Below are 18,949 nucleotides of genomic sequence, written 5' to 3'. Positions count from 1 at the left end.
TACTATGACCAAGACAAAACACGCCGGCCTTTTGCTCGGCTTCACCCTGCTGTTCTCGCTGTCCGCAAATGCACTTGCTTCGCCATCACCGCCCACCACCGGAACCTATATCAACGCGACAACCTATATGTCAGGCGCTCAGCTCGATGCGTGGTACAGCATGACGCGAAGACTCAAAAGCAATTTCGATAACATCTGCGCCGACAGTTTCTGTGGCGGCTATTTCAGCAACATCGAAGCGCTACGCTACAACTGCTCGGTGGATCAGACGACCGGCCACATTGGCATGTGTGCCTGGACGTTCGCCGCCAGCAACGAAGAGGTCGACCCGATCAGCGGCAGCATCGTCGTGGAGAAGGGTTCGTGGCGCTGCCGCACGCCGCTGGATCAGAATATCGGCATCGCTAAACTGATAACCGCGTTGGCGGGTAGTACACCTTTGCATGCACCCCTGCCTGGTTCCAGGCTCACGATCCTGGATGGCTTGGTCAACGACTGTTTCTTCTAGACTCCGGAGAAGGCCTCTCGTCGAGAGGCCTTCTCATTTATATGGTTCGTTGTGTCCGACCCCGCGGCGTTCCTGGCGGCTCTGGATGCTGATCAAGAGCTCGCGGCGGGACGCCGCTCCTACAAGGTTCCGACACACATCGTAGGAGGGCGTTTGCTGGGTAGGAGCGGCGTCCCGCCGCGAGCTCTCCGCTCTTCGTCGTTCGCCCTTGCCCCTAGTCACCGAAAACGACCGCCGCTGTGAACGCTCCAAACCATCAAGGTTCACTCCCAAAACCCGGCGTTTCGTCGCCAAATTTCCCACCTCGTCGCTTCACCAGACACAGCGCCCGCGCGGCCCGCTATGCTCCCCGGCAATCCAGCAATGCCGGTACCTCCCGTGTTCGCCAGTCTCTTTCTTGTCGCTCGCATCATCGCCGCCTGGGTCGCCGCCATTATCGTGGCCGCTTTCTTGTGGAGCGGCGTCTTCAGCGGCATGGACGAATCACCCGGGTGGTTCTTCGGCCTGCTGGCCATGCTGGTCATGGTGTCGGTGTTGATCAGCACCATCTCCCATCTGCGCCGGGTCTGGCTGGTGGCGGGTCGCTTGGACCACGGCACCTTGTCCAGCCGCCAGCGCCGCCAGATCGAAGTACCGTTCGATGCCGGCGTGGCTTTCGATCTGCTGGACGCAGCCATTCGCGAGTTGCCGCGCAGCGAGGAAATCGAAAGTGCGCGCGACAGCCTGCAAGTCAGCGCCAAGGTCAAGCGGGTCGATATCTACGGCGGCAAACCGCCCTCGCGCTTCAACGTGTTCGCCCGTTTTGCGATTACCCGCAACCAAGTGCTGGCGACGGTCACCCCGCGCAACGGCATCAGCAGCGTCCTGCTGATCTGCGGTCCCGATGCCGATGCCTGGACCGACCTGTTCACCCTGGACGACGGCAGCAATCTGGAAAACGCCGAGGCGTTGACCCGCGCCCTTACCCACCGCGTGGCCGAGCACCGCCGCGGCGAGCAAGCCGCCGCCGAGCAGACCGCTACCGAAAAAGAACTCACCGTGGCGCGCCTGAACCTGTTGCATGCGCAGGTGGAGCCGCACTTCCTCTACAACACCTTGGCCAGCGCCCAGGTGCTGACCCGCACCGATCCCGCGCGCGCCGACCAGATGCTAGGCCACCTCATCCAGTACCTGCGTAGTTCGCTGCCGCGCACCGAAGACTCGCTTTCCACGTTGGGCGATGAGCTGCAACTCACCCAGGCATACCTGGAAATCCTGAAGATCCGCATGGGCGCGCGGTTGAACCTGCATATCGAGGTGCCGGATTCGCTGAAGGCGCTGCCGCTACCTTCGATGATGCTGCAGACCCTGGTGGAGAACGCGATCAAACATGGCCTGGAGCCCAAGCCAGGCGGCGGCACCGTCTGGATATTGGCGCGCCAGCATGACGACCACGCCACCCTGACCGTGGCCGATGACGGCCAAGGCTTCAACACCCAGAGCAGCGGTACCGGCATTGGCTTGAAGAACCTGCGAGAGCGTCTGCGCCTGACCTATGGCCCCGCTGCTTCGTTCGCCATCGTCTCCAATTTTCCGAACGGCGTAGCGGCCACGCTGACCCTTCCGAAGCCGGCCGAAGGAGCGCGCCATGTCGCTTAAGTGCGTCATCGCCGAGGACGAGGAACTGCTGCGCACTGCGCTGGCCTCACTACTGCGCGAAGTCTGGCCGCACCTGGATATCGTGGCCGAATGCGAAGACGGCGCATCCGCGCTGGAAGCCATTGCCGAGCATCAGCCCGATGTTGCGTTCCTGGATATCCGCATGCCCGGCCTGACCGGAATCGAAGTGGCACGGGCGATGAGTGAAGCCAGTCCGCGGACGCAGGTGGTCTTCGTCACCGCATACGATCAGTACGCCATCGATGCCTTCGAACAAGGCGCGGTGGATTACCTGCTCAAGCCCATCGCCCGTGACCGCCTGCTGGCGACGGTGCAACGTGTGCAGACGCGCGCCGCGGCCGGTCATCCTGATGCCGCCACCCTGGACGCGCTGCTGCGTCATTTGTCGGCACGCTTGCCCAATTCTTCTAAGCCACCACTGGTGTGGATCACCGCCAGCACCGGCAAGGAAACGCGGCTGATCATGGTGGACGACGTGGCCTATTTCCAGGCCGACAACAAGTACACCACCGTAATGACCGCGGACGGCGAAGCGCTGCTGCGCACGCCGATCCGCGAGCTGCTGGATGCATTGGATCCCAACACGTTCAAGCAGATCCACCGTTCCACCATCGTCAATCTGAAGGCCATCGCCTCGGTCACTCGCGATGACACCGGCAAGGGCAAGGTGAAGTTGAAGACCCGGCCAGAAACACTGACGGTCAGCCAGCCATTCATGACCCTGTTTCGCAACATGTAAACCGCGGCGCCTGCGCCGCTCTCGTCAGCTCAAGGAATCGCCATGCGTATCATCACGTCCCTGATGTCCTGCCTGATGACTTTGGCGGGATGCAACGAAAAACCCAGCGTCACCCACATCACTCGCACCAGCGGCGGCGATGCCGGCGCCATCTTCAGCAAGGCCACGCAGGTGGATGACGTGGCTACGTTCCAATGTTTCGAAAGTGATAGCGGCCGCTGCCACTACCTGATCTATGCGGAAAGCTGCCCAGTAGCCGCGCCGGGTGAAAACTCGAACTGCACACGCCAGACACTGGATCAGTTCGCATTGGCGCCGGGCGAGCGCCGCGAGGTTCACGGATTGCCATCCGGCTTTCGCTTATGTGTCGATCGGCGGGAAATTTCTGCGTCGACGTCGGGATGTGGGGCTTGATCTTGGCGGTTGCCTAAGGAAGTAGGCGAAATTCCCTTCTCCCCTCGAGAGACAAATCGGCAGGACCGCCGATTTGCACGGCGAAGCCGCCCGAAGGGCGAGCCACATGGATGTGGCGAGTGCACGTGCCCGAAGAGAGAAAAAAAACACGCCTGCCGAGTCCAGCTTCACTGATCCGCGACGGTGCCCGCAAATGCATGGAGCGCATCTGTATCCCGCCAGCTCTTTGAGCATGATTAGTTGCTAGCTACCCAGAAGCAGCCCATGCCCGCCCACCGGCCGCGTTTCGAAACTCTCTTCGAAACCCGCGATGATCGGCTTCGCGCGGGAAATAGCCTGCTGCACTGATGGCAGCGACAACGAAGCGCGATGGCTTTCCTGGCTATCCCATACTTCGGTTATCCAGATGGCATCGTCGTCCTTCGGGTCCTCCGCCACGACGTAGCTATGGCAGCCAGGCATCTCGCCCACGTCTTCCAGCAATATCGCGATCAGCGCAGCGCGCTGTCCCGGCGCCGCCTTCATCTTTCCAATCAGACCGTACATGTCTTTTCCTCTCTCAGAAATCCAACCCGGAATGGCAGTAACCATCGCGGTCGCCGCCGTCGTTGCCATGAAGTCTCGACGCGTGATTTGCATGATCTGTACCCAGCTCTTGCTTGTGGTCCGGTCGCGAATCGCTCGACCCTCATTTCCCCGTCACCCTAGCATTCACATCTACCGATCCGCGGGATGATTTACGCCGTCGTTGGTGGGCACATCCGCAATGTCGAATGGATTGACGCCCTCCAGGCAGCCGACATTGAATCCATACTGCTCAGGATTGGATCGGCGCTGATGGTGGGTGTAGATGCCGCAATGGGAGCAAAAATAGTGCTTTGCCGTGCAGGTGTTGAACTGATAGAGCTTCAGGTGCTCCGCACCTTTGACGATGCGTATGCCGCTCAGCGACACCGAAGCAACGACAGCACCCTTGCGCCTGCAAATGGAGCAATCGCATCGCCTTGGATTCACGATGCCGTCGGGAAGATCAAGCTCCAACTCCACCGACCCGCAGTGACACGTTGCACGGTGCTTGGCTCGTATGGGTACTCCACCTACTTGCTTGAGCATGGTTGGTCTTCTGAAGTTTTGAATGCGTCCATAGTTTAAAGCTGGAAGCCACGACCTCCCGCGGCGCTAGATCAAGGCGCCGGACCATGCGCATAACTCATCACCCGCGACAGCTTCCATTCGCCATTCACCTGCTGCCAGACGTGGGCGAACTTGGCGATGCCGGTCAACGATTCGGGACCATCGTCCCGCCGCTCGTAAAAGCGATGCGTTCCCACTTCCATCGCACCGTACCCGGGAATGGAATAGACCTCCAACGAAGTTTCTACCAGCTCGCGCCGCGACCGATAGCCAGGTTTCTTCCGGTCGGCGCAACGCTTGTCGACCACATCGATAAACTCGCCTCCTGAGCGAGCCACCACGCCGCCTTTGTCGTGATAGAACTCCATGTCGTCGGCGATCAGAGCGCGAAGCGCGGTCAGGTCGCACGTTTCGAACACCGCGTCGAACACCGCCTGGCTGCGGTCACGGATCGAAGTTTTCAGTTCATCGGGGGTGGTAGCGGTGGCCGGACCGGCAGCCTCTTCTGCCAGGCAAGCCATGGGCAGGCACAACATGGCAGACAGCAATAAAAACCGGAGTTTCATGGCAAACCTCGTCGAAAAATCTGAAGGGCCGGCGAATCGCAGCCGGCAACGAATCGATACCGAGAACGGATTGTTGCCGACCTCAGCCGGTATGCGGACCTTTGACCTCTCCCCAACCCCAGCGCGGCATGGGCGCATGTGGATCAACTGCCGCGCCGGGCTGCGAATTGATGACCGCCAAGCGCGAGCCCCACTCCAGATAACCCACCAGCGCGGAACGGAATTCAGGATCATCCGGCAACCGCAATTCATCCGCCGTCGCCAACAGCAAACTGACCCAACGCCGCCGCTGTTCCTGAGTGAGATGGCGATTGAGATGTTGCCGGATCATATGCGGGTGGCCGCCGTGCTGCGCGGATATTCAGCGGGCCCACCAAGCACTTCTGCGAGAAACGCAGCGACATGGCTTGGGTGTTCACCGTCCATATGCGCGAATACCGGCGCGAGTACGGAATCTTCCCTGACCCGCTCATAGAAGCGCTCGGTCAGCCGGTTCAACGCATCCATGCCGCCGAGCCAGTCGTAAAGCGTGGGGATATCCTGGGAAGGCATGCGGCAATGAGTTCCTATGGCAATGGACCCGGAGGCCCGTTCGTCGAGCGGATTCCGCCAATGACGTTGTGCGGGAAACTCATTGCGTTCTTATGAACTCGCGCGCCACAGCCTCTGGGTCGGGCCGCATGCTTGCACGCCCCGCCAGTTCGACCACCGGCAGCGCATAACCCCGCTCGCCGGCCAAACCCGTGCCGTCGAACTTATCGTGGAAAGCATTGTAAGCACTGGTGTAGTCGATGTTTACGTACGTAACCGGCACGCCGTTGGCCTGCAACGCTGCAAGGGTCTTCCGGGTGTAGCTGCAATTGTCGCGTCCATATACGACTACGGTACCCTCGGACGACGAGCCAAGAGACGACGCTTCCGTCGATGCTTGGGAGGAGACTTGCTGAGCATCCCCCTTGAAGTGCCGCCAAGCACCGAACGATGCCAAGCAAAGCATCAAGACCAGAATAAAGTTACGCGACATGGATATTCCTCCTCGTTGTAGTGTGTAGTCCTTGAATCGCCCAACTTTGAATGCCGAAGCTGTCACCCGGCCGAGCTTTATTCGTCACGGCTTCTTGTCGATAACTCTGCAGATTTTTTCCGGCTAGTCGTAGGTTGTCCACCCATTAACTTGTCCCCTTTGCGGAGCTGTCGATAACGATATTGGACAGTCATGCGGCGCGTATGCCTGGTCGAGGAACGCTGTTCTGGCGATGGCGGCAATAGTGGCCCACTCAATGCGCCATATGCTCCGACTTACATCCGCAAGCCAGACACTTGCGATAAGCCTCGCCCTGCCGGTCGGTACGCACGCGGGACATCAGGCCGCCGCAGGCGCAGCGTAGTTCGCGGCCGCGGGCCCAACGGTATAAGCGCCAAGTCGCGTACAGCGCCCAGGTAGTGCCCAGCAGGATGGCGAGCAAAAAAGACAAAGAAGCGATGCGACCCGCAGTAAGCGTGGCAATCGCGCTTTGCGTGCGTGCCACTGTTTCGGCCACGGCGAATCCACCGGTGACGATAACCACCGGCGGCGCGTACATACGCAATACCATCTTCGAAATCGGCCTCATGCGCTCTTCCCCGACGCGGTCCTGCGGCGAGCCTGCCTGTGGCGAGCGTGTACGAACTGCGGCTCAGCGTCAATTGGTGATGCTTTGGCTCAGCGATTCCCAGGTGGGCGGTTCGGGCCAGTCTGGCTCCTGGTTGCCGTCCAGCACCCTGCGCAGGTCGCGCCGGTCCACCTGAGGGGCCAGCACATGCACTAGTTCCAAGGCGTAGTCCCGCAGCACCCGCTCGCGTGGCAGTACCGCCCAAGCAATGCATTCCTTTACTTCCTTGGGCGCCGGCCAGGCGCGCAGGTCGGTATCGCTGGCGTTGACAGCCATCTCCGCCAGCAGGCCTACGCCCAGGCCGGTACGCACGTAGGTCTTGATCAGGTCCGCATCCAATGCGGTCAGCGCGATGGTCGGTTCCAGCCCCACGCTGGCGAAGGAACGCTGCAACGACGACTCCGGGCGGGTCGAAGATTCGTAGCTGATCAGCGGCTGCTGTGCCAGTTCGGCCATGCCGGGCGCCGGCCCAGGCCGATCCAAGGCATGCCCTTTGGGCACTAGCACCAGCCGGCGCCAACGGTACAGCGGTACGGCGATGCCGGCTTGTGGCTGCTCGCCGGCCGTGCTGATAACGGCAATATCGGCGTCGCCCTCGCTCAGCAGGTCCAGCGCCGCGCTTTCCGCCGCGTGTTGCAGGTGCACGCTGACCTGCGGGTAAGCGCGTTTGATCTGGGCGATGGCCGGCGGCAGCACGAAGCGAGCCTGCGTGTGGGTGGTGGCCAGGATCAACTGGCCCTGACTTTCGTGGCGCTGGTTGGCGGCGTAGGTGCGGATGTTGGAGGCTTCGGCCAGCACCGCGCGGGCGCGTTCGATCACTTCGCCACCGGCGGGGGTGATGGATTCCAGGCTGCGGCCCTTACGGACGAATAGCAGGAAGCCCAGCTCGTCTTCCAACTGCTTCAGCTGCTTGGACAACCCCGGCTGGGTGGCGTGCACGCGCGCGGCCGCCAGTGTGATGTTCAGATCGGCATCGGCAATGGCGACCAGGTAACGGAGTTGCGTCAGCGTCATTAGTAGGGCCTGTTAACACTTATGGAGCATGCCGCGCCGAGCCTGTGGGCGTGCGAGGCAAGGAAGAACGAGGGCGCGTATGTCGATACGCAACCAAGTGATGACGCGGCCACGCGCGTCCACAGGCCCGGCCCTTCGGGTTGCTTCCCAATGGCCACCATGCGGCGCCGCGCAGCTTGACCCCTGCCTTCGCAGGGGCAGGCTCTGGCAAGACAGCGAGGCGCAGCGCTGCGCAACACCACCTGGCGGCCATTGGGAAACAACGCGGCATACTCCATAAGTGTTAACAGGCCCTAGGTCTCGATGGCTGCGTCCGGGCGCGGACAGGGACAGCCAGGGGGTTGTTCAAAGACTAGTGGATTTACCTGGACCGTAGCCGCCTGTGCTTATAACCGCAAGACATATGCTATTCGGGCCAAGTTATTTCCGGCGGTTCTCAGCCAGCGTTACGGTCAGCAACCCGATCCGATGATTACCTGCGTGAGCGCTCCGCTGTTTCCCTTGTTCGCCGACCTGCGCCACCGCCCCGTACTGGTGGTGGGCGGCGGCGCGGCGGCTGAACGCAAGACCGAAGCCCTGCTCCAATCCGGCGCCCTGCCCCGCGTCGGCGCGCCGGTACTTACCGCGCAACTAAGTGCCTGGGTGCAGGCGGGACGCATCAGGTGGTTGACCGGCGAGTTTCAGGAGGACTGGCTGGAAGGCGTCTGGCTGGCGATCGCGGCCACCGATGACGTGACTATCAGCCAGGCTCTGATTGCTTCCGCCGAAACCCGGCGCCTGTTGGTGAGCGTGGCAGAAGACGTCGAGCTATCCAGTTCCCGGGAGTCGGCGGCACAAGCCGCACAGGTGCCGGGTTCCGTCGTGCTGGTCGGCGCCGGCCCCGGCGACCCGGGCCTGCTTACTTTGAATGCGCTGCGTGCGTTGAACCAGGCCGACGTGATCCTCCACGACCGCCTGGTCAGCGAAGGGATCTTGCGACTGGCGCGGCCCGGCGCTGTTCGCATCGAAGTCGGCAAATCGGCCCAGGGCCATAGCATCCGGCAGGAAGAAATCCACGCGTTGATGCTGGAACACGCCCGCGCCGGTCAACGCGTGGTGCGGTTGAAGGGCGGCGACCCGTTTGTGTTTGGGCGCGGTGGCGAAGAGCTTCAGTTCCTGCAAGCACATGGCATCCCCTATCAGGTGGTGCCCGGCATTACCGCCGCTGTGGCATGCGCCGCCTACGCCGGCATTCCGTTGACCCATCGCGACCATGCGCAATCAGTGCGCCTGATTACCGCACATTGCAAAGCCTCGCTGGATACGCTGGATTGGCCGGCATTGGCGCGGGAGCGGCAGACGCTGGCGTTCTATATGGGTGTTGGCGAACTCGACACATTGCGCGCGCGCCTGACCGACGAAGGGTGTCCGGCTTCCACCCCATTTGCGTTAGTCGAGAATGGGTCCCGTGAGGAACAGCGCGTGGTGATTGGCCAACTCGATGATCTGCCGCATACCGCTCGCCACCACGGGGTCCGTTCGCCCGCCCTGCTAATCTTGGGCGAAGTGGCCGCGCTGGCCGAAACACTACACTGGTTTGGCGGCCCTCCTCTGCGAGCGCCCTTGCCATATTCCGACAACCTTTCCGCGCCTACACTGCCGCGGGCGGCCTGACCTCATTCGATCCCGGAGAACTCCATGGCTATTTACAACAGCATCCTCGACACCATCGGCCATACTCCGGTGATCCGGCTTAACCGTGTGGCGCCGCAACACGTCACGCTGTACGCCAAAGCGGAATCGTTCAACCCGGGCGGCTCGGTCAAGGATCGATTGGCGCTGGCCATCGTGTTGGACGCGGAAGCCAAGGGCCTGCTGAAGCCGGGCGACACGATTATCGAAGCGACCTCCGGCAATACTGGTGTCGCATTGGCGATGGTGGCCGCAGCGCGCGGCTACAAGTTCGTGGCGACCATGGTGGAAACCTTCTCCATCGAGCGCCGCAAGCTGATGCGTGCCTACGGGGCGAAGGTGATCCTGACGCCCGCCGCCGAGCGCGGCAGCGGCATGGTGCGTCGCGCGGAAGAACTGGCGAAGAAGCATGGCTGGTTCCTGGCGCGGCAGTTCGCCAATCCCGCCAACCCGGCCTATCACCGGCAGACCACGGCCGCAGAAATCCTGCGGGATTTCGCGGGGCAACGGTTGGATCATTTCGTCACCGGCTGGGGCACCGGCGGTACGTTGACCGGCGTGGGCGAAGTGCTGCGCGTGGCACGGCCGGAAGTGAAGATCACCGCCTCCGAACCCGCCGGCGCTTCGCTGCTGCAGGGCAAGGAATGGCAGCCGCACAAGATCCAGGGCTGGACGCCGGACTTCATACCGGAAGTATTGAACCGCGACGTGGCCGACCAGATTTTGTCGATCACCGACGTCGACGCCATCGCGATCTCGCGCCGGTTGGCGGCCGAGGAAGGCATTTTTGTCGGCATCTCTGCGGGCGCCACCGTCGCCGCGGCGTTGCAGGTCGCTGAGCAGGCCACCGAAGGTTCGGTAATCCTGGCCGTATTACCCGACACCGGCGAGCGCTATTTCTCCACACCGCTGTTCGAAGGCGTCAACGAAGGCTCGGATGACGAGTGGTTGGCGTCGCTGGGGTGACGTAGAGCGGAGCTGCGCCTCGCGATAGCACCGGGTCAGTGACAATGAGGCCGTCGCAACGGCCGGCGGTAGCGAATAGCCGCTACGCGCTTTTCGTAGAGCGGAGCTTGCTCCGCTGCTCTACCACAACAAGCTTCGGACACATCAAGCCGAGCAAGCTCGGCTCTACGAAAAGCAACGGACCCAACTTGTGGGAGTGGTGCCGGCATGCCGGCACCGGTCAGTCGCGACGTTGATGTTCCGGTCGCGAGCACCTCAAGCGGCGATTCGCTACCGCTCGCCGTTGCGACGGCCTCATTGCCACCGGCTCGGTGCTACCGCGAGGCGCAGCTCGGATCTACGAGAAGTGGCATGCGTTCTACCGCAAGAAATAAAAAGCCGCCAGCAGTGCGAGACCCAAGAATATCCACCAGCCTTGCGGCAGCATCTTGTCGCGCTGCACCGTCGATGTCTTGATTGCCTGCCTGTCGTGTGAAGGATGCTTGGCTAAATAAGCATCTACCTTGTCCTTGGCTTCCTTCAGATGCAGACCGTAATGCTCCCGGACTATCTTGACCGCTTCTATCCGCTTGCCCTTGGCAAGCGCGGCGAGCGCTTCTGAAGGTAGCTCGCCTGTATCCACGTGGACTTCCTTTGGTGTTTCGAACGCCTCGGTCGAGAAGCTCCGCTCTCCCAACAGATAGGCTTCTACCGTTTGTTTGGCAGTGCGCAGATCCATGTCATTGGCGGAACGCACCAGCTTGATCGCGACGATGGCATTGCCTTGCTCCAACGCAGCGATCGCCTCGGGCGGGAATCGGATTTGACTGGGTGACATGCTGGATGACCGATGGTTGTCCGGCCTCACCATAGCCCGAGGGTTAGTCGGCGTACAACTCCAGCGGCAGGTCGTCCGGATCGGCGAAGAACGTAAAGCGCTTGCCGGTGTATTCGTCCACTCGTATGGGTTCGACCGGTACGCCGCGATCATTCAGATGCGCCACCGCAGCATCAAGATCGTTCACACGAAATGCAACATGACGCAGCCCGCACGCTTCAGGGCGCGACACCCGTGGCGGCGGTGACGGAAACGAGAAAAGTTCTATCTGCACTCCGTCGCCGACGCGCAGATCGAGCTTCCAGGAATCACGTTCTTGCCGGTAAACCTCCGCGATGACCGCAAGGCCCAGTATCTCGGTGTAGAAGTGCTTGGAACGCGCATAGTCCGAAGCGATGATGGCGACGTGGTGGATGCCGGCGATATTCATGGTCGCATTGTAGAGCGGAGAGCGCTCCGTTGCCTCGCCGCCCGCGTAGAGCGTAGCTTGCTGCGCTGCCCTCGTAGAGCGTAGCTTGCTGCGCTGCCCTTAGAGTACGGGCTTCGGATACGCTCAACCGAGTCAGATTTGAACAAGATTCAACAAAGAAAACATGGATGCATCTCTTGTGGGAGCGACGTGAGTCGCGACGTTGATGTTTCCGGTCGCGACTCACGTCGCTCACACAGGATGGCAATGTCGGCATTGTCGCCAAGGCAGATTGACAATCGGCGTAGCAACGGTTTCCCAGAGCAACGGCTCTCAACGATCAATGCACCGCAGCGGCATCGGCGCTTGCCTTACCGGCGGGAGATTTCCCGCTCTGCATCAACAAAACCAAGGGCATCGACAACAACGTCAGCAGCATCATCAGTTTGAAATCATTGAGATAGCCGATCGCTGCAGCCTGGCGCAGGACCTCATTGTTCAACAGCGCGGCGCCGGCGGTGGTGTTCGGATCCCATAGCGAGGGCAACAATGTGGTTTCCGCACCGAACGCCGGAATGCGCGCACCGATTTCCGCATGATTGATCTGCGACGCGCGGGACAACAGCGTCATCACCACGGAGATTCCCACCGACGAACCGATATTGCGCACCAGGCTGAAAAGTCCCGCGGCTTCGGTGCGTTGATGTGGCTCCAGCGTCGCATAGGCCACGGCCGAGATTGGCACGAACACCAGCCCCAATCCCATGCCCTGGATCACACCCAGCCAGACGATAGCTTCCATCGATGCGGTCGGGCCGAACTGGGTCATGCCGTGCAGCGAGTACACCATCATGGCCATGCCGGTAAGGATGGGCCAACGCGCATCTACCCGGCCCATCATCCGACCCACCACCATCATGCTGAACATCGTTCCCACACCGCGCGGCGCCAGTACCAAGCCAATCGTCAGCACCGGATAGTTCATCAACGTGTTGAGGTACGGCGGTAACAGCGCCAGCGTGGCGAACAGCACGATACCCACCACGAAGATCAGCGCGCAGCCGACCGCGAAGTTGCCATTTTTCAGCAACCCCAGGTCAAGCAAGGCATGCTCGCGCCGGCGCCACCACCACAGTCCATATAGGTACAACGCGAGGAAAGCGAGCGCGGCTTCGACCTGGATTTCCAGGCTGCCAAACCAGTCTTCGCCCTGCCCGCGATCCAGAAACAATTGCAGCGCGCCAATGCCCAGCGCCAATAATCCCAGCCCTACGCCATCCAGCGAACGCTGGTGCAGTTCGTCCTTCTTGACGCTGGCCATGATGCCGATCAACGCCAGGATGCCGATGGGCAGATTGATCAGAAATACCCAATGCCAGCTGTAGTTCTGGGTCAGAAAGCCGCCCAGCGGTGGTCCGAGAATGGGACCGACCATGATGCCCATGCCCCACATCGCCATCGCAGCGCCGTGCTTCTCTTTGGGAAAAGCATCCAGCAGCAGCGATTGCGAAATTGGCACCAGCGATGCACCGAACACGCCTTGCAGAATGCGGAACATCACCATTTCGCCAATGCCCGTAGCGATGCCGCACAACAACGACGCCACGGTGAAACCGCCGACCGCGATGATCAACAAACGGCGGCGCCCCAGCCGGCCCGCCAACCATCCGGTGACGGGCGTCAGGATGGCTGCGGCCACGATGTAGCTAGTGAGCACCCACGACACTTGGTCCTGAGTGGCTGACAGTGAGCCCTGCATGTCCGGCAACGCCACATTGGCGATGGTGGTGTCCAGCGCCTGCATCAGCGTGGCCAACATCACGGAAGCCACCAGCAAGGGACGCTTGGCGTCGGCGGCGTCGCTTTTCTTATGCAATTCGTTCATGGGTTGGATTTTTCCTTCTCTCTCAGAGAAGCCGCTCCGCGAGGCGGATGACGGAAGGACGAATCAGAAGGCTGCGATCAACTGCGGAGAGCCAGGCCCCTGCCTCGCCTTTGTTTTGTTTGTCTGAAATGCGGGACGGCTGTTATCTCGAGTACATGGGAATACGCTTCATCGCGATGCGGTTGCGTGCGTCGAGCTGGCACCACCACCATCACGCAGATCGACGCTCACTTCCGCGCTCATGCCTGCACGCAACTGCGGTGCGTCCGCGCGATGGGCGCTGTCGATCTCCACCCGCACTGGAATACGCTGCACGATCTTTACCCAGTTGCCGGTGGCGTTCTGCGGCGGCAGCACACTGAACTCGGCGCCGGATGCGGGCGCGATGGAGGCCACGTGCGCCTTCCACTTCACACCGGGATAAGTGTCGACTTCAATCGTTGCCGGCTGACCGATGTGCATCTTGGTCAGTTCGGTTTCCTTGAAGTTGGCTTCAACCCAGATAGGCGAGGTGGCCACCAGCGGCATCGCAGTCTGGCCCACATTGATGTATTCGCCGACCTGCAAGTCGTGCAACCCAACAATGCCGTCCACCGGTGCGCGCACTTCCGCGTGCGCCAGGTCCAGCTTCGCCTTGGCCAGCATGGCCAGTGCGGCGCGATATTCCGGCAGATCCTGCGTGGGCGTACGGATGTTGCCGCTCAAGGTTGCAGTGGCCTCGGACCGCGTGGCGATGGCCTCGGAAAGATCGGTGCGCGCTTCGGCGACGGCATGGCGCGCGTCGTCCAGCATCTTGCGGGCCACCAATTGCTGCGACGCCAGGCTTTCCATGCGCACAAGGTCGCGTTGTGCCCAGACCAAGGTTTCCTTGGCGGCAGCGATGGAACTACCGGTGCCCGTCACTTTCGCGCGGCTCGCGTTGGCCGTATTGGCCATGCGCGCTACCAGCGCTTCGTTCTGGGCCACGGCGATTTCCAGCGGATCGATATCGATCTTGAACAGCAGATCGCCCTTCTTGACCGGTTGGTTCTGGTTGACCGCCACTTCCACGACACGCCCGCCGACTTGGGGCGCGATCAGGATGCGATCGGCTTTGATGTAGGCATTGTCGGTATCGACTTCGCGGCTGGATTGGATCCATTCCCAGCCGAAAAATCCCGCAACGGCCAACGGCCCGGCAAACCACAGCCAAAGAGGCACACGGCGACGCTTGGGAGCAGGAGCGGTAGCCGCCGCTTCGGCGGTTTCGTTGATCTTGGTGGTCATGGTTCAGCCCTTGCGGAGGGAAGACTCGCCGCGGCTGGCGCGGTCGAGCTGGGAGAGGGTTTCGCGGATCTGGGAAAGCACCTTGAGTGCGGTCTGCAATTCGCCGGGATCGACACCCGCCACGCTGTCCTGGCGCACACCGACCGACACCTGTTCGATCGCGTCCATGATCTGGGTGGATTGCGATGACAGGTGAAGGCGCCATACCCGGCGGTCGTCGGGATCGCTGCGGCGTTCGACGAAGCCGGCTTTCTGCAGTCTGTCGATAACCCGACCCACGGCGATGGGTTCCATATCCATCAGGTCGGCCAGCGCCGCTTGGGTGATGCCTTCAGCTTGGTGGATACGTTTCAGCGCACGCCATTGCACCCGGGTCAGACCCAGATGTGCTGCGCGGCGGTCGAAAACCCGGCCGTAGAGGCGGCTGAGATCGGCGATCAAATAGCCGATGGTCGAGGTGGACTCATGTACTTGGCTCATGGGTGCGTAGGATATAGCTGCTTAGGCAGTTATTTGTACGCTGCGCGTGAATTTCGGCTGCCGGTGTTGCTGCCCGTTCATTTGGAGCCGATACCGATAGCCTCAGAGCACGGACACGGGGGACAGGGAACAAGGAGCGCGATAACGTCTCGCCTCCCCCTTTTGCAAAGGGGGATGACCCGCCATTCGGCGGTTGAAAAGCATTTGAGGGGGGATTTGCTTAGAAGCTCGCGCCGGAACGGCGCTCCTGCATGACGCGGGCGACCGGAGCTATCTGCCGATCAAGACGCAAAAAAAACGCCGGCACTGGCCGGCGTTTCTTCTTAACGCTGAATTTCTAAGCTCGAATCAGCCTTCCCACTTACCCAGCGCTGCCAAGCCGTTGTCCTTGGCGCGGGCGTGCACGATGGTCTGGGCCTTGGCGAAATTGCCGGCCAGGTCTTTCGACCACAGCGCCAGTGCGGCGGACTGCATGGCGCGACCATAGGAGAACGACAGCGGCCACGGCAGATTGCCCAGCTGGTTCATAGCGTTGAGGTGCGCGGTGGCGTCTTCGTCGTTCTGCCCGCCGGACAGGAACACGATGCCCGGCAGGATCGCCGGCACGGTGCTCTTCAGGCACATCACGGTGGATTCGGCGACCTCTTCCACGCTGGCCTGCTCTTCGCAGTCCTTGCCCGGAACGACCATCGAAGCCTTCAGGATGGTGCCTTCCAGCAGCACGTTCTGCTCGTACAACGCACCGAACAGCGAACGCAGCGTGGCTTCGGTGACTTCGTAGCAGGTCTGGATGTCGTGATCGCCATCCATCAGGACTTCCGGCTCCACCATCGGCACCAGGCCTTGCTCCTGGCACAGCGCGGCATAGCGCGCCAGCGCGTGGGCATTGGCTTCGATGCAGGTGCCAGAGGGGATGTCTTCGCCAATGGTGATGACAGCACGCCATTTGGCGAAACGCGCGCCCAGGCTGTAGTACTCCTTCAGGCGATCGCGCAGACCGTCCAGGCCTTCGGTAACCACTTCACCCGGGCAGCCGGCCAGGGGATGGGTACCCTTGTCGACCTTGATGCCCGGAATGATGCCGTTGGCGGCCATGTATTTGGCGAAGGGCACGCCATCCTTGGTGGACTGGCGGATGGTTTCGTCGTACAGGATGGCGCCGGAAATGTAGTCGCTGAGCTTGGGGGTCGTGAGCAGCAGCTCACGATAGGCGCGGCGATTTTCTTCGTTGTTCTCGATACCCACGCCCGCGAACCGCTTGGCGATGGTCGTGGTGGATTCGTCGATGGCGATGATGCCCTTGCCGGCGGCCACCATGGCCTGGGCGGTTTCGGCAAGCTGTTCAATGCTCATGGGTTTCCTACGGGGCGACGGGGAAGATACCAATTATAGCCCGTTGTACATGGCGCTTCTGCGTGAACGTGACTACAAACGGGTTCCAGGGTGTAGCACTTGCGTAATGGCGCCAAGGCTTATATCTGCGAGCCGCCTTCGGCGTTCCCATAGCGCATGCGCTGGACCCAGCGGGCAATTCCCTGCCCACGCAGCAGGAACAGGATCGCCAATGCAACCTCGAACACCGCTGAAACCATCTCGGCTACAAAGTCTGGCTGCTGCTGAACAGCCTCCAGAACGTCGGCGTTCGCCCGCGACAGCAGCATCCATCGCATCAACAAATAAACGCCGTCCTTCAGGGCAAAGAACAAGAACCAGGCACCAATGACGGACACCGCCAGCCCAAACCATACGCGCGGTTCAAGGTCGCTTTCGAATATCGGTTCCTGTGGGCGCGCGAGTGCGAGTCGGGCCAACTTATCGGCATAGAGCCAGATCAAAGCCAGCAGGCCAAACGACACGGCCATGCTCGCTGCCAGCATGCCAACCAAACCGCCATCCACTATTTGTTGGCGCATCTGGATGAAAATCGCCGGAAATTGCACCAGCGCGGTGGCCAGTACAAAGATGACGATGGCGCGAATGACGGTGCACAACAGGCTGAAAGCATTCGTCCGTATCACATTAAGCTCCCTGGCAATGGAATCGGATGATGCCATCGCCAGGTGCCACGTGCCACGGCGCCGCGTGCTGTGCTCACGCGCTCAGAGTTCGCCAAGCCCCTCGGGCTTGCCATCGCTGCCGATCTGCAGCAGGCGCATGGTGTTGGTGGCGCCATGGCGCTCCATGTGGTCGCCGCTGGTGAAGATGACGCGGTCGCCTTCCACCAGCAAGCCACGGTCACGCAGGACCTGCATCGAATCACGCGCTGCTTCGCGCGGGGCGAGGCCGCGACTGTCGAAGGCGATTGAGAACACATCACGCATCATCGCCATCTTGCGGCGTGCGCCGTCGTGACGCGAGAACGCGTAGATCGGTGCGCTGGAACGGAACCGCGACAGATAGCGTGCGGTGCCGCCGGATTCCGTCATCGCCACGATCGCACGCACGCCGATGTGCTCGGACAGGAACATCGTCGCCATCGCGATGGCCTGGTCGGCGCGTTCGAGATTACGCGGCGCCTTTTCGAAATCGGTGTCCATCTCGAACTGCTTCTCGGCGCCCAGGCAGATGCGCGCCATCGCCTCGACCGCACGTACCGGATAGCTGCCCGCGGCGGTTTCGGCCGATAGCATCACCGCATCGGTGCCGTCGATGACTGCGTTGGCCACGTCCAGCACTTCGGCGCGGGTGGGAATGGGGCTATCCACCATGGACTGCAACATCTGCGTGGCAGTGATCACCACGCGGTTGCGTGCCAACGATTCCCTGATGATTTTCTTCTGCAGGCCGGGCAACTCGGCGTCGCCGATTTCTACGCCCAAGTCGCCGCGCGCCACCATCACCACGTCGCTGGCGTCGATGATCTCGGCCAGGTTCTCGATGGCTTCAGTGCGTTCGATCTTCGAAACCAGTGCCGCGTCGCAGCCGTGCTCCAGCGCGATACGGCGGGCGTCGTGCATGTCCTGCGCATTGCGGCAAAACGATACCGCAATGAAGTCCACGCCGATCTGCGCCACGATGGCGATCAATTCCTTGTCGCGTTCGGTCAGCGCGCCCAGCGACAGACCGCCGCCCTGCTTGTTCAAGCCCTTGCGATTCGACAACGCGCCATCGTTCATCACGGTATTGACGATGCGCTCGCCTTCGACGCGTTCCACACGCAACTGCATCAGCCCGTCATCGAGCAGCAGTACATCGCCGGGGACGACATCGTTTGGCAGACCCAGATAACTGACGCCGACCTGCGTGGTATCGCCCAGCGGCGCATCCGCACTGGCCACCAGATCGAAGCGGTCGCCCGCCTTCAACATCACCTTGTCTTCGGCGAAACGTTCGATGCGGATCTTCGGACCGGGCAGGTCGGCGAGGATGCCGACTTCGGCGCCAACGCGTTGCGCCGCAAGCCGGACCGCGGCGGCACGCTTGGCCTGTCCGGACGGATCACCATGCGAAAAATTCAGGCGGACGACGTTCACGCCGGCGCGGAACAGATCTTCCAGCACGCCCGGTGGATCGGTCGCCGGTCCGAGGGTGGCGAGGATCTTCGTACGGCGCTGGCGGTCGGTCATGATGCGGTCCCTGGAAAACTAAAACGCTAACACACCGCGCACATAGCGCAACGACTTGCGTTGGCCTTGCGAAGTACACATACGCGGATTGTCTCAGGACAAGCGCGCGGGGGCGCTCCGATACCGCAAAAATCGCTTGTTTTCAGCTGTAGCGACGCAAAAATTGATTGGTATTTTTTTGGTCTTTCATGCGCTGGCGCTTG

At 61.4% G+C, this 18,949-nt stretch carries 22 protein-coding genes; 6 read left to right on the top strand and 16 right to left on the bottom strand.

All coding sequences use genetic code 11. The features are described from left to right. Positions 1 to 4 precede the first annotated feature (4 nt). The 4 genes from AB6O04_RS00380 to AB6O04_RS00365 all read left to right on the top strand — a co-directional run bounded on the left by AB6O04_RS00380 (position 5) and on the right by AB6O04_RS00365 (position 3,320). Complete coding sequence (locus AB6O04_RS00380) at positions 5 to 508, top strand: hypothetical protein (protein WP_368561631.1); 504 nt, start codon at positions 5 to 7, stop codon at positions 506 to 508. 378 nt (positions 509 to 886) lie between these two features. Continuing rightward, positions 887 to 2,146, top strand: a complete 1,260-nt coding sequence (locus AB6O04_RS00375; RefSeq protein WP_368561738.1) for a sensor histidine kinase — start codon at positions 887 to 889, stop codon at positions 2,144 to 2,146. After that, positions 2,136 to 2,906: a LytR/AlgR family response regulator transcription factor gene (locus tag AB6O04_RS00370; protein ID WP_368561630.1), complete on the top strand. Its 771-nt coding sequence runs from the start codon at positions 2,136 to 2,138 to the stop codon at positions 2,904 to 2,906. Before AB6O04_RS00375 ends, AB6O04_RS00370 begins: the two co-directional genes overlap by 11 nt. 42 nt (positions 2,907 to 2,948) lie before the next feature. Further along, complete coding sequence (locus AB6O04_RS00365; RefSeq protein ID WP_368561629.1) at positions 2,949 to 3,320, top strand: hypothetical protein; 372 nt, start codon at positions 2,949 to 2,951, stop codon at positions 3,318 to 3,320. 243 nt (positions 3,321 to 3,563) lie between these two features. Here the strand turns inward: AB6O04_RS00365 and AB6O04_RS00360 are convergent, their stop codons facing one another. From AB6O04_RS00360 to AB6O04_RS00325, 8 genes are all read right to left on the bottom strand, one after another. After that, on the bottom strand, positions 3,564 to 3,959 hold the full coding sequence (locus tag AB6O04_RS00360) for a putative quinol monooxygenase (protein WP_368561628.1): 396 nt from the start codon (positions 3,957 to 3,959) through the stop codon (positions 3,564 to 3,566). 78 nt (positions 3,960 to 4,037) lie between these two features. Continuing rightward, a complete protein-coding gene (locus AB6O04_RS00355) occupies positions 4,038 to 4,433 on the bottom strand; it encodes a GFA family protein (protein ID WP_368561627.1) in 396 nt (131 codons plus the stop codon). A gap of 71 nt (positions 4,434 to 4,504) precedes the next feature. Next, positions 4,505 to 5,020: a nuclear transport factor 2 family protein gene (locus tag AB6O04_RS00350; RefSeq protein ID WP_368561626.1), complete on the bottom strand. Its 516-nt coding sequence runs from the start codon at positions 5,018 to 5,020 to the stop codon at positions 4,505 to 4,507. Between the two features lie 82 nt (positions 5,021 to 5,102). Beyond that, positions 5,103 to 5,351 carry a hypothetical protein gene (locus AB6O04_RS00345; protein ID WP_368561624.1) on the bottom strand — a complete coding sequence of 83 codons (249 nt, stop codon included), beginning with the start codon at positions 5,349 to 5,351 and terminating at the stop codon, positions 5,103 to 5,105. After that, positions 5,348 to 5,572, bottom strand: a complete 225-nt coding sequence (locus AB6O04_RS00340; RefSeq protein WP_368561623.1) for a hypothetical protein — start codon at positions 5,570 to 5,572, stop codon at positions 5,348 to 5,350. The genes AB6O04_RS00345 and AB6O04_RS00340 overlap by 4 nt, the downstream gene beginning before the upstream one ends. A 79-nt stretch (positions 5,573 to 5,651) precedes the next feature. Beyond that, on the bottom strand, positions 5,652 to 6,044 hold the full coding sequence (locus tag AB6O04_RS00335) for a hypothetical protein (RefSeq protein ID WP_368561622.1): 393 nt from the start codon (positions 6,042 to 6,044) through the stop codon (positions 5,652 to 5,654). A 253-nt stretch (positions 6,045 to 6,297) separates the two neighbouring features. Beyond that, positions 6,298 to 6,633, bottom strand: a complete 336-nt coding sequence (locus AB6O04_RS00330; RefSeq protein WP_368561621.1) for a hypothetical protein — start codon at positions 6,631 to 6,633, stop codon at positions 6,298 to 6,300. 69 nt (positions 6,634 to 6,702) lie between these two features. Further along, positions 6,703 to 7,686 (bottom strand): LysR family transcriptional regulator, encoded by a 984-nt coding sequence (locus tag AB6O04_RS00325; RefSeq protein WP_368561620.1) that lies wholly within the window; start codon positions 7,684 to 7,686, stop codon positions 6,703 to 6,705. Between the two features lie 480 nt (positions 7,687 to 8,166). Here AB6O04_RS00325 and cobA point away from each other — a divergent pair, with 480 nt between their 5' ends. Both cobA and cysK read left to right on the top strand, forming a co-directional pair. Continuing rightward, positions 8,167 to 9,339 carry a uroporphyrinogen-III C-methyltransferase gene (gene cobA / locus AB6O04_RS00320; RefSeq protein ID WP_368561619.1) on the top strand — a complete coding sequence of 391 codons (1,173 nt, stop codon included), beginning with the start codon at positions 8,167 to 8,169 and terminating at the stop codon, positions 9,337 to 9,339. A 24-nt stretch (positions 9,340 to 9,363) separates the two neighbouring features. Next, positions 9,364 to 10,323 carry a cysteine synthase A gene (gene cysK, locus AB6O04_RS00315; protein WP_368561618.1) on the top strand — a complete coding sequence of 320 codons (960 nt, stop codon included), beginning with the start codon at positions 9,364 to 9,366 and terminating at the stop codon, positions 10,321 to 10,323. Between the two features lie 358 nt (positions 10,324 to 10,681). Here the strand turns inward: cysK and AB6O04_RS00310 are convergent, their stop codons facing one another. The 8 genes from AB6O04_RS00310 to pyk all read right to left on the bottom strand — a co-directional run bounded on the left by AB6O04_RS00310 (position 10,682) and on the right by pyk (position 18,746). Further along, positions 10,682 to 11,095 (bottom strand): hypothetical protein, encoded by a 414-nt coding sequence (locus AB6O04_RS00310; RefSeq protein WP_368561617.1) that lies wholly within the window; start codon positions 11,093 to 11,095, stop codon positions 10,682 to 10,684. An 88-nt stretch (positions 11,096 to 11,183) separates the two neighbouring features. After that, positions 11,184 to 11,570, bottom strand: a complete 387-nt coding sequence (locus AB6O04_RS00305) for a VOC family protein (RefSeq protein WP_368561616.1) — start codon at positions 11,568 to 11,570, stop codon at positions 11,184 to 11,186. Positions 11,571 to 11,889: 319 nt separating this feature from the next. Further along, positions 11,890 to 13,434: an MDR family MFS transporter gene (locus tag AB6O04_RS00300; protein WP_368561615.1), complete on the bottom strand. Its 1,545-nt coding sequence runs from the start codon at positions 13,432 to 13,434 to the stop codon at positions 11,890 to 11,892. Between the two features lie 168 nt (positions 13,435 to 13,602). Further along, positions 13,603 to 14,700, bottom strand: coding sequence for an efflux RND transporter periplasmic adaptor subunit (locus AB6O04_RS00295; RefSeq protein ID WP_368561614.1), 1,098 nt, complete (start codon positions 14,698 to 14,700; stop codon positions 13,603 to 13,605). 3 nt (positions 14,701 to 14,703) lie between these two features. Then, positions 14,704 to 15,180, bottom strand: coding sequence for a MarR family winged helix-turn-helix transcriptional regulator (locus AB6O04_RS00290; protein ID WP_368561613.1), 477 nt, complete (start codon positions 15,178 to 15,180; stop codon positions 14,704 to 14,706). Between the two features lie 348 nt (positions 15,181 to 15,528). Continuing rightward, positions 15,529 to 16,533, bottom strand: a complete 1,005-nt coding sequence (locus AB6O04_RS00285; RefSeq protein WP_368561612.1) for a class I fructose-bisphosphate aldolase — start codon at positions 16,531 to 16,533, stop codon at positions 15,529 to 15,531. Positions 16,534 to 16,652: 119 nt separating this feature from the next. Further along, the gene (locus tag AB6O04_RS00280; protein ID WP_368561611.1) at positions 16,653 to 17,234 is read right to left on the bottom strand and encodes a hypothetical protein; all 582 of its coding nucleotides are present in this window, start codon (positions 17,232 to 17,234) and stop codon (positions 16,653 to 16,655) included. Positions 17,235 to 17,279: 45 nt separating this feature from the next. Then, on the bottom strand, positions 17,280 to 18,746 hold the full coding sequence (gene pyk / locus AB6O04_RS00275; protein WP_368561610.1) for a pyruvate kinase: 1,467 nt from the start codon (positions 18,744 to 18,746) through the stop codon (positions 17,280 to 17,282). Positions 18,747 to 18,949 lie beyond the last annotated feature (203 nt).

Origin of the sequence: Pseudoxanthomonas sp. UTMC 1351, assembly GCF_040948865.1 — a bacterium.
Lineage (GTDB): Bacteria > Pseudomonadota > Gammaproteobacteria > Xanthomonadales > Xanthomonadaceae > Pseudoxanthomonas_A.
Note: the sequence above shows the minus strand (reverse complement) of the source record. Positions and strands in the feature narration are given on the sequence as shown.

Excerpts from the sequence above, each read along its gene's own strand:
- AB6O04_RS00380 (WP_368561631.1), top strand. The coding sequence starts at position 5 with ATGACCAAGACAAAACACGCCGGCCTTTTGCTCGGCTTCACCCTGCTG.
- AB6O04_RS00370 (WP_368561630.1), top strand. The coding sequence starts at position 2,136 with ATGTCGCTTAAGTGCGTCATCGCCGAGGACGAGGAACTGCTGCGCACT.
- AB6O04_RS00365 (WP_368561629.1), top strand. The coding sequence starts at position 2,949 with ATGCGTATCATCACGTCCCTGATGTCCTGCCTGATGACTTTGGCGGGA.
- AB6O04_RS00360 (WP_368561628.1), bottom strand. The coding sequence starts at position 3,959 with ATGCAAATCACGCGTCGAGACTTCATGGCAACGACGGCGGCGACCGCG.
- AB6O04_RS00355 (WP_368561627.1), bottom strand. The coding sequence starts at position 4,433 with ATGCTCAAGCAAGTAGGTGGAGTACCCATACGAGCCAAGCACCGTGCA.
- AB6O04_RS00350 (WP_368561626.1), bottom strand. The coding sequence starts at position 5,020 with ATGAAACTCCGGTTTTTATTGCTGTCTGCCATGTTGTGCCTGCCCATG.
- AB6O04_RS00345 (WP_368561624.1), bottom strand. The coding sequence starts at position 5,351 with ATGATCCGGCAACATCTCAATCGCCATCTCACTCAGGAACAGCGGCGG.
- AB6O04_RS00340 (WP_368561623.1), bottom strand. The coding sequence starts at position 5,572 with ATGCCTTCCCAGGATATCCCCACGCTTTACGACTGGCTCGGCGGCATG.
- AB6O04_RS00335 (WP_368561622.1), bottom strand. The coding sequence starts at position 6,044 with ATGTCGCGTAACTTTATTCTGGTCTTGATGCTTTGCTTGGCATCGTTC.
- AB6O04_RS00330 (WP_368561621.1), bottom strand. The coding sequence starts at position 6,633 with ATGAGGCCGATTTCGAAGATGGTATTGCGTATGTACGCGCCGCCGGTG.
- AB6O04_RS00325 (WP_368561620.1), bottom strand. The coding sequence starts at position 7,686 with ATGACGCTGACGCAACTCCGTTACCTGGTCGCCATTGCCGATGCCGAT.
- cysK (WP_368561618.1), top strand. The coding sequence starts at position 9,364 with ATGGCTATTTACAACAGCATCCTCGACACCATCGGCCATACTCCGGTG.
- AB6O04_RS00305 (WP_368561616.1), bottom strand. The coding sequence starts at position 11,570 with ATGAATATCGCCGGCATCCACCACGTCGCCATCATCGCTTCGGACTAT.
- AB6O04_RS00300 (WP_368561615.1), bottom strand. The coding sequence starts at position 13,434 with ATGAACGAATTGCATAAGAAAAGCGACGCCGCCGACGCCAAGCGTCCC.
- AB6O04_RS00295 (WP_368561614.1), bottom strand. The coding sequence starts at position 14,700 with ATGACCACCAAGATCAACGAAACCGCCGAAGCGGCGGCTACCGCTCCT.
- AB6O04_RS00290 (WP_368561613.1), bottom strand. The coding sequence starts at position 15,180 with ATGAGCCAAGTACATGAGTCCACCTCGACCATCGGCTATTTGATCGCC.
- AB6O04_RS00285 (WP_368561612.1), bottom strand. The coding sequence starts at position 16,533 with ATGAGCATTGAACAGCTTGCCGAAACCGCCCAGGCCATGGTGGCCGCC.
- AB6O04_RS00280 (WP_368561611.1), bottom strand. The coding sequence starts at position 17,234 with ATGGCATCATCCGATTCCATTGCCAGGGAGCTTAATGTGATACGGACG.
- pyk (WP_368561610.1), bottom strand. The coding sequence starts at position 18,746 with ATGACCGACCGCCAGCGCCGTACGAAGATCCTCGCCACCCTCGGACCG.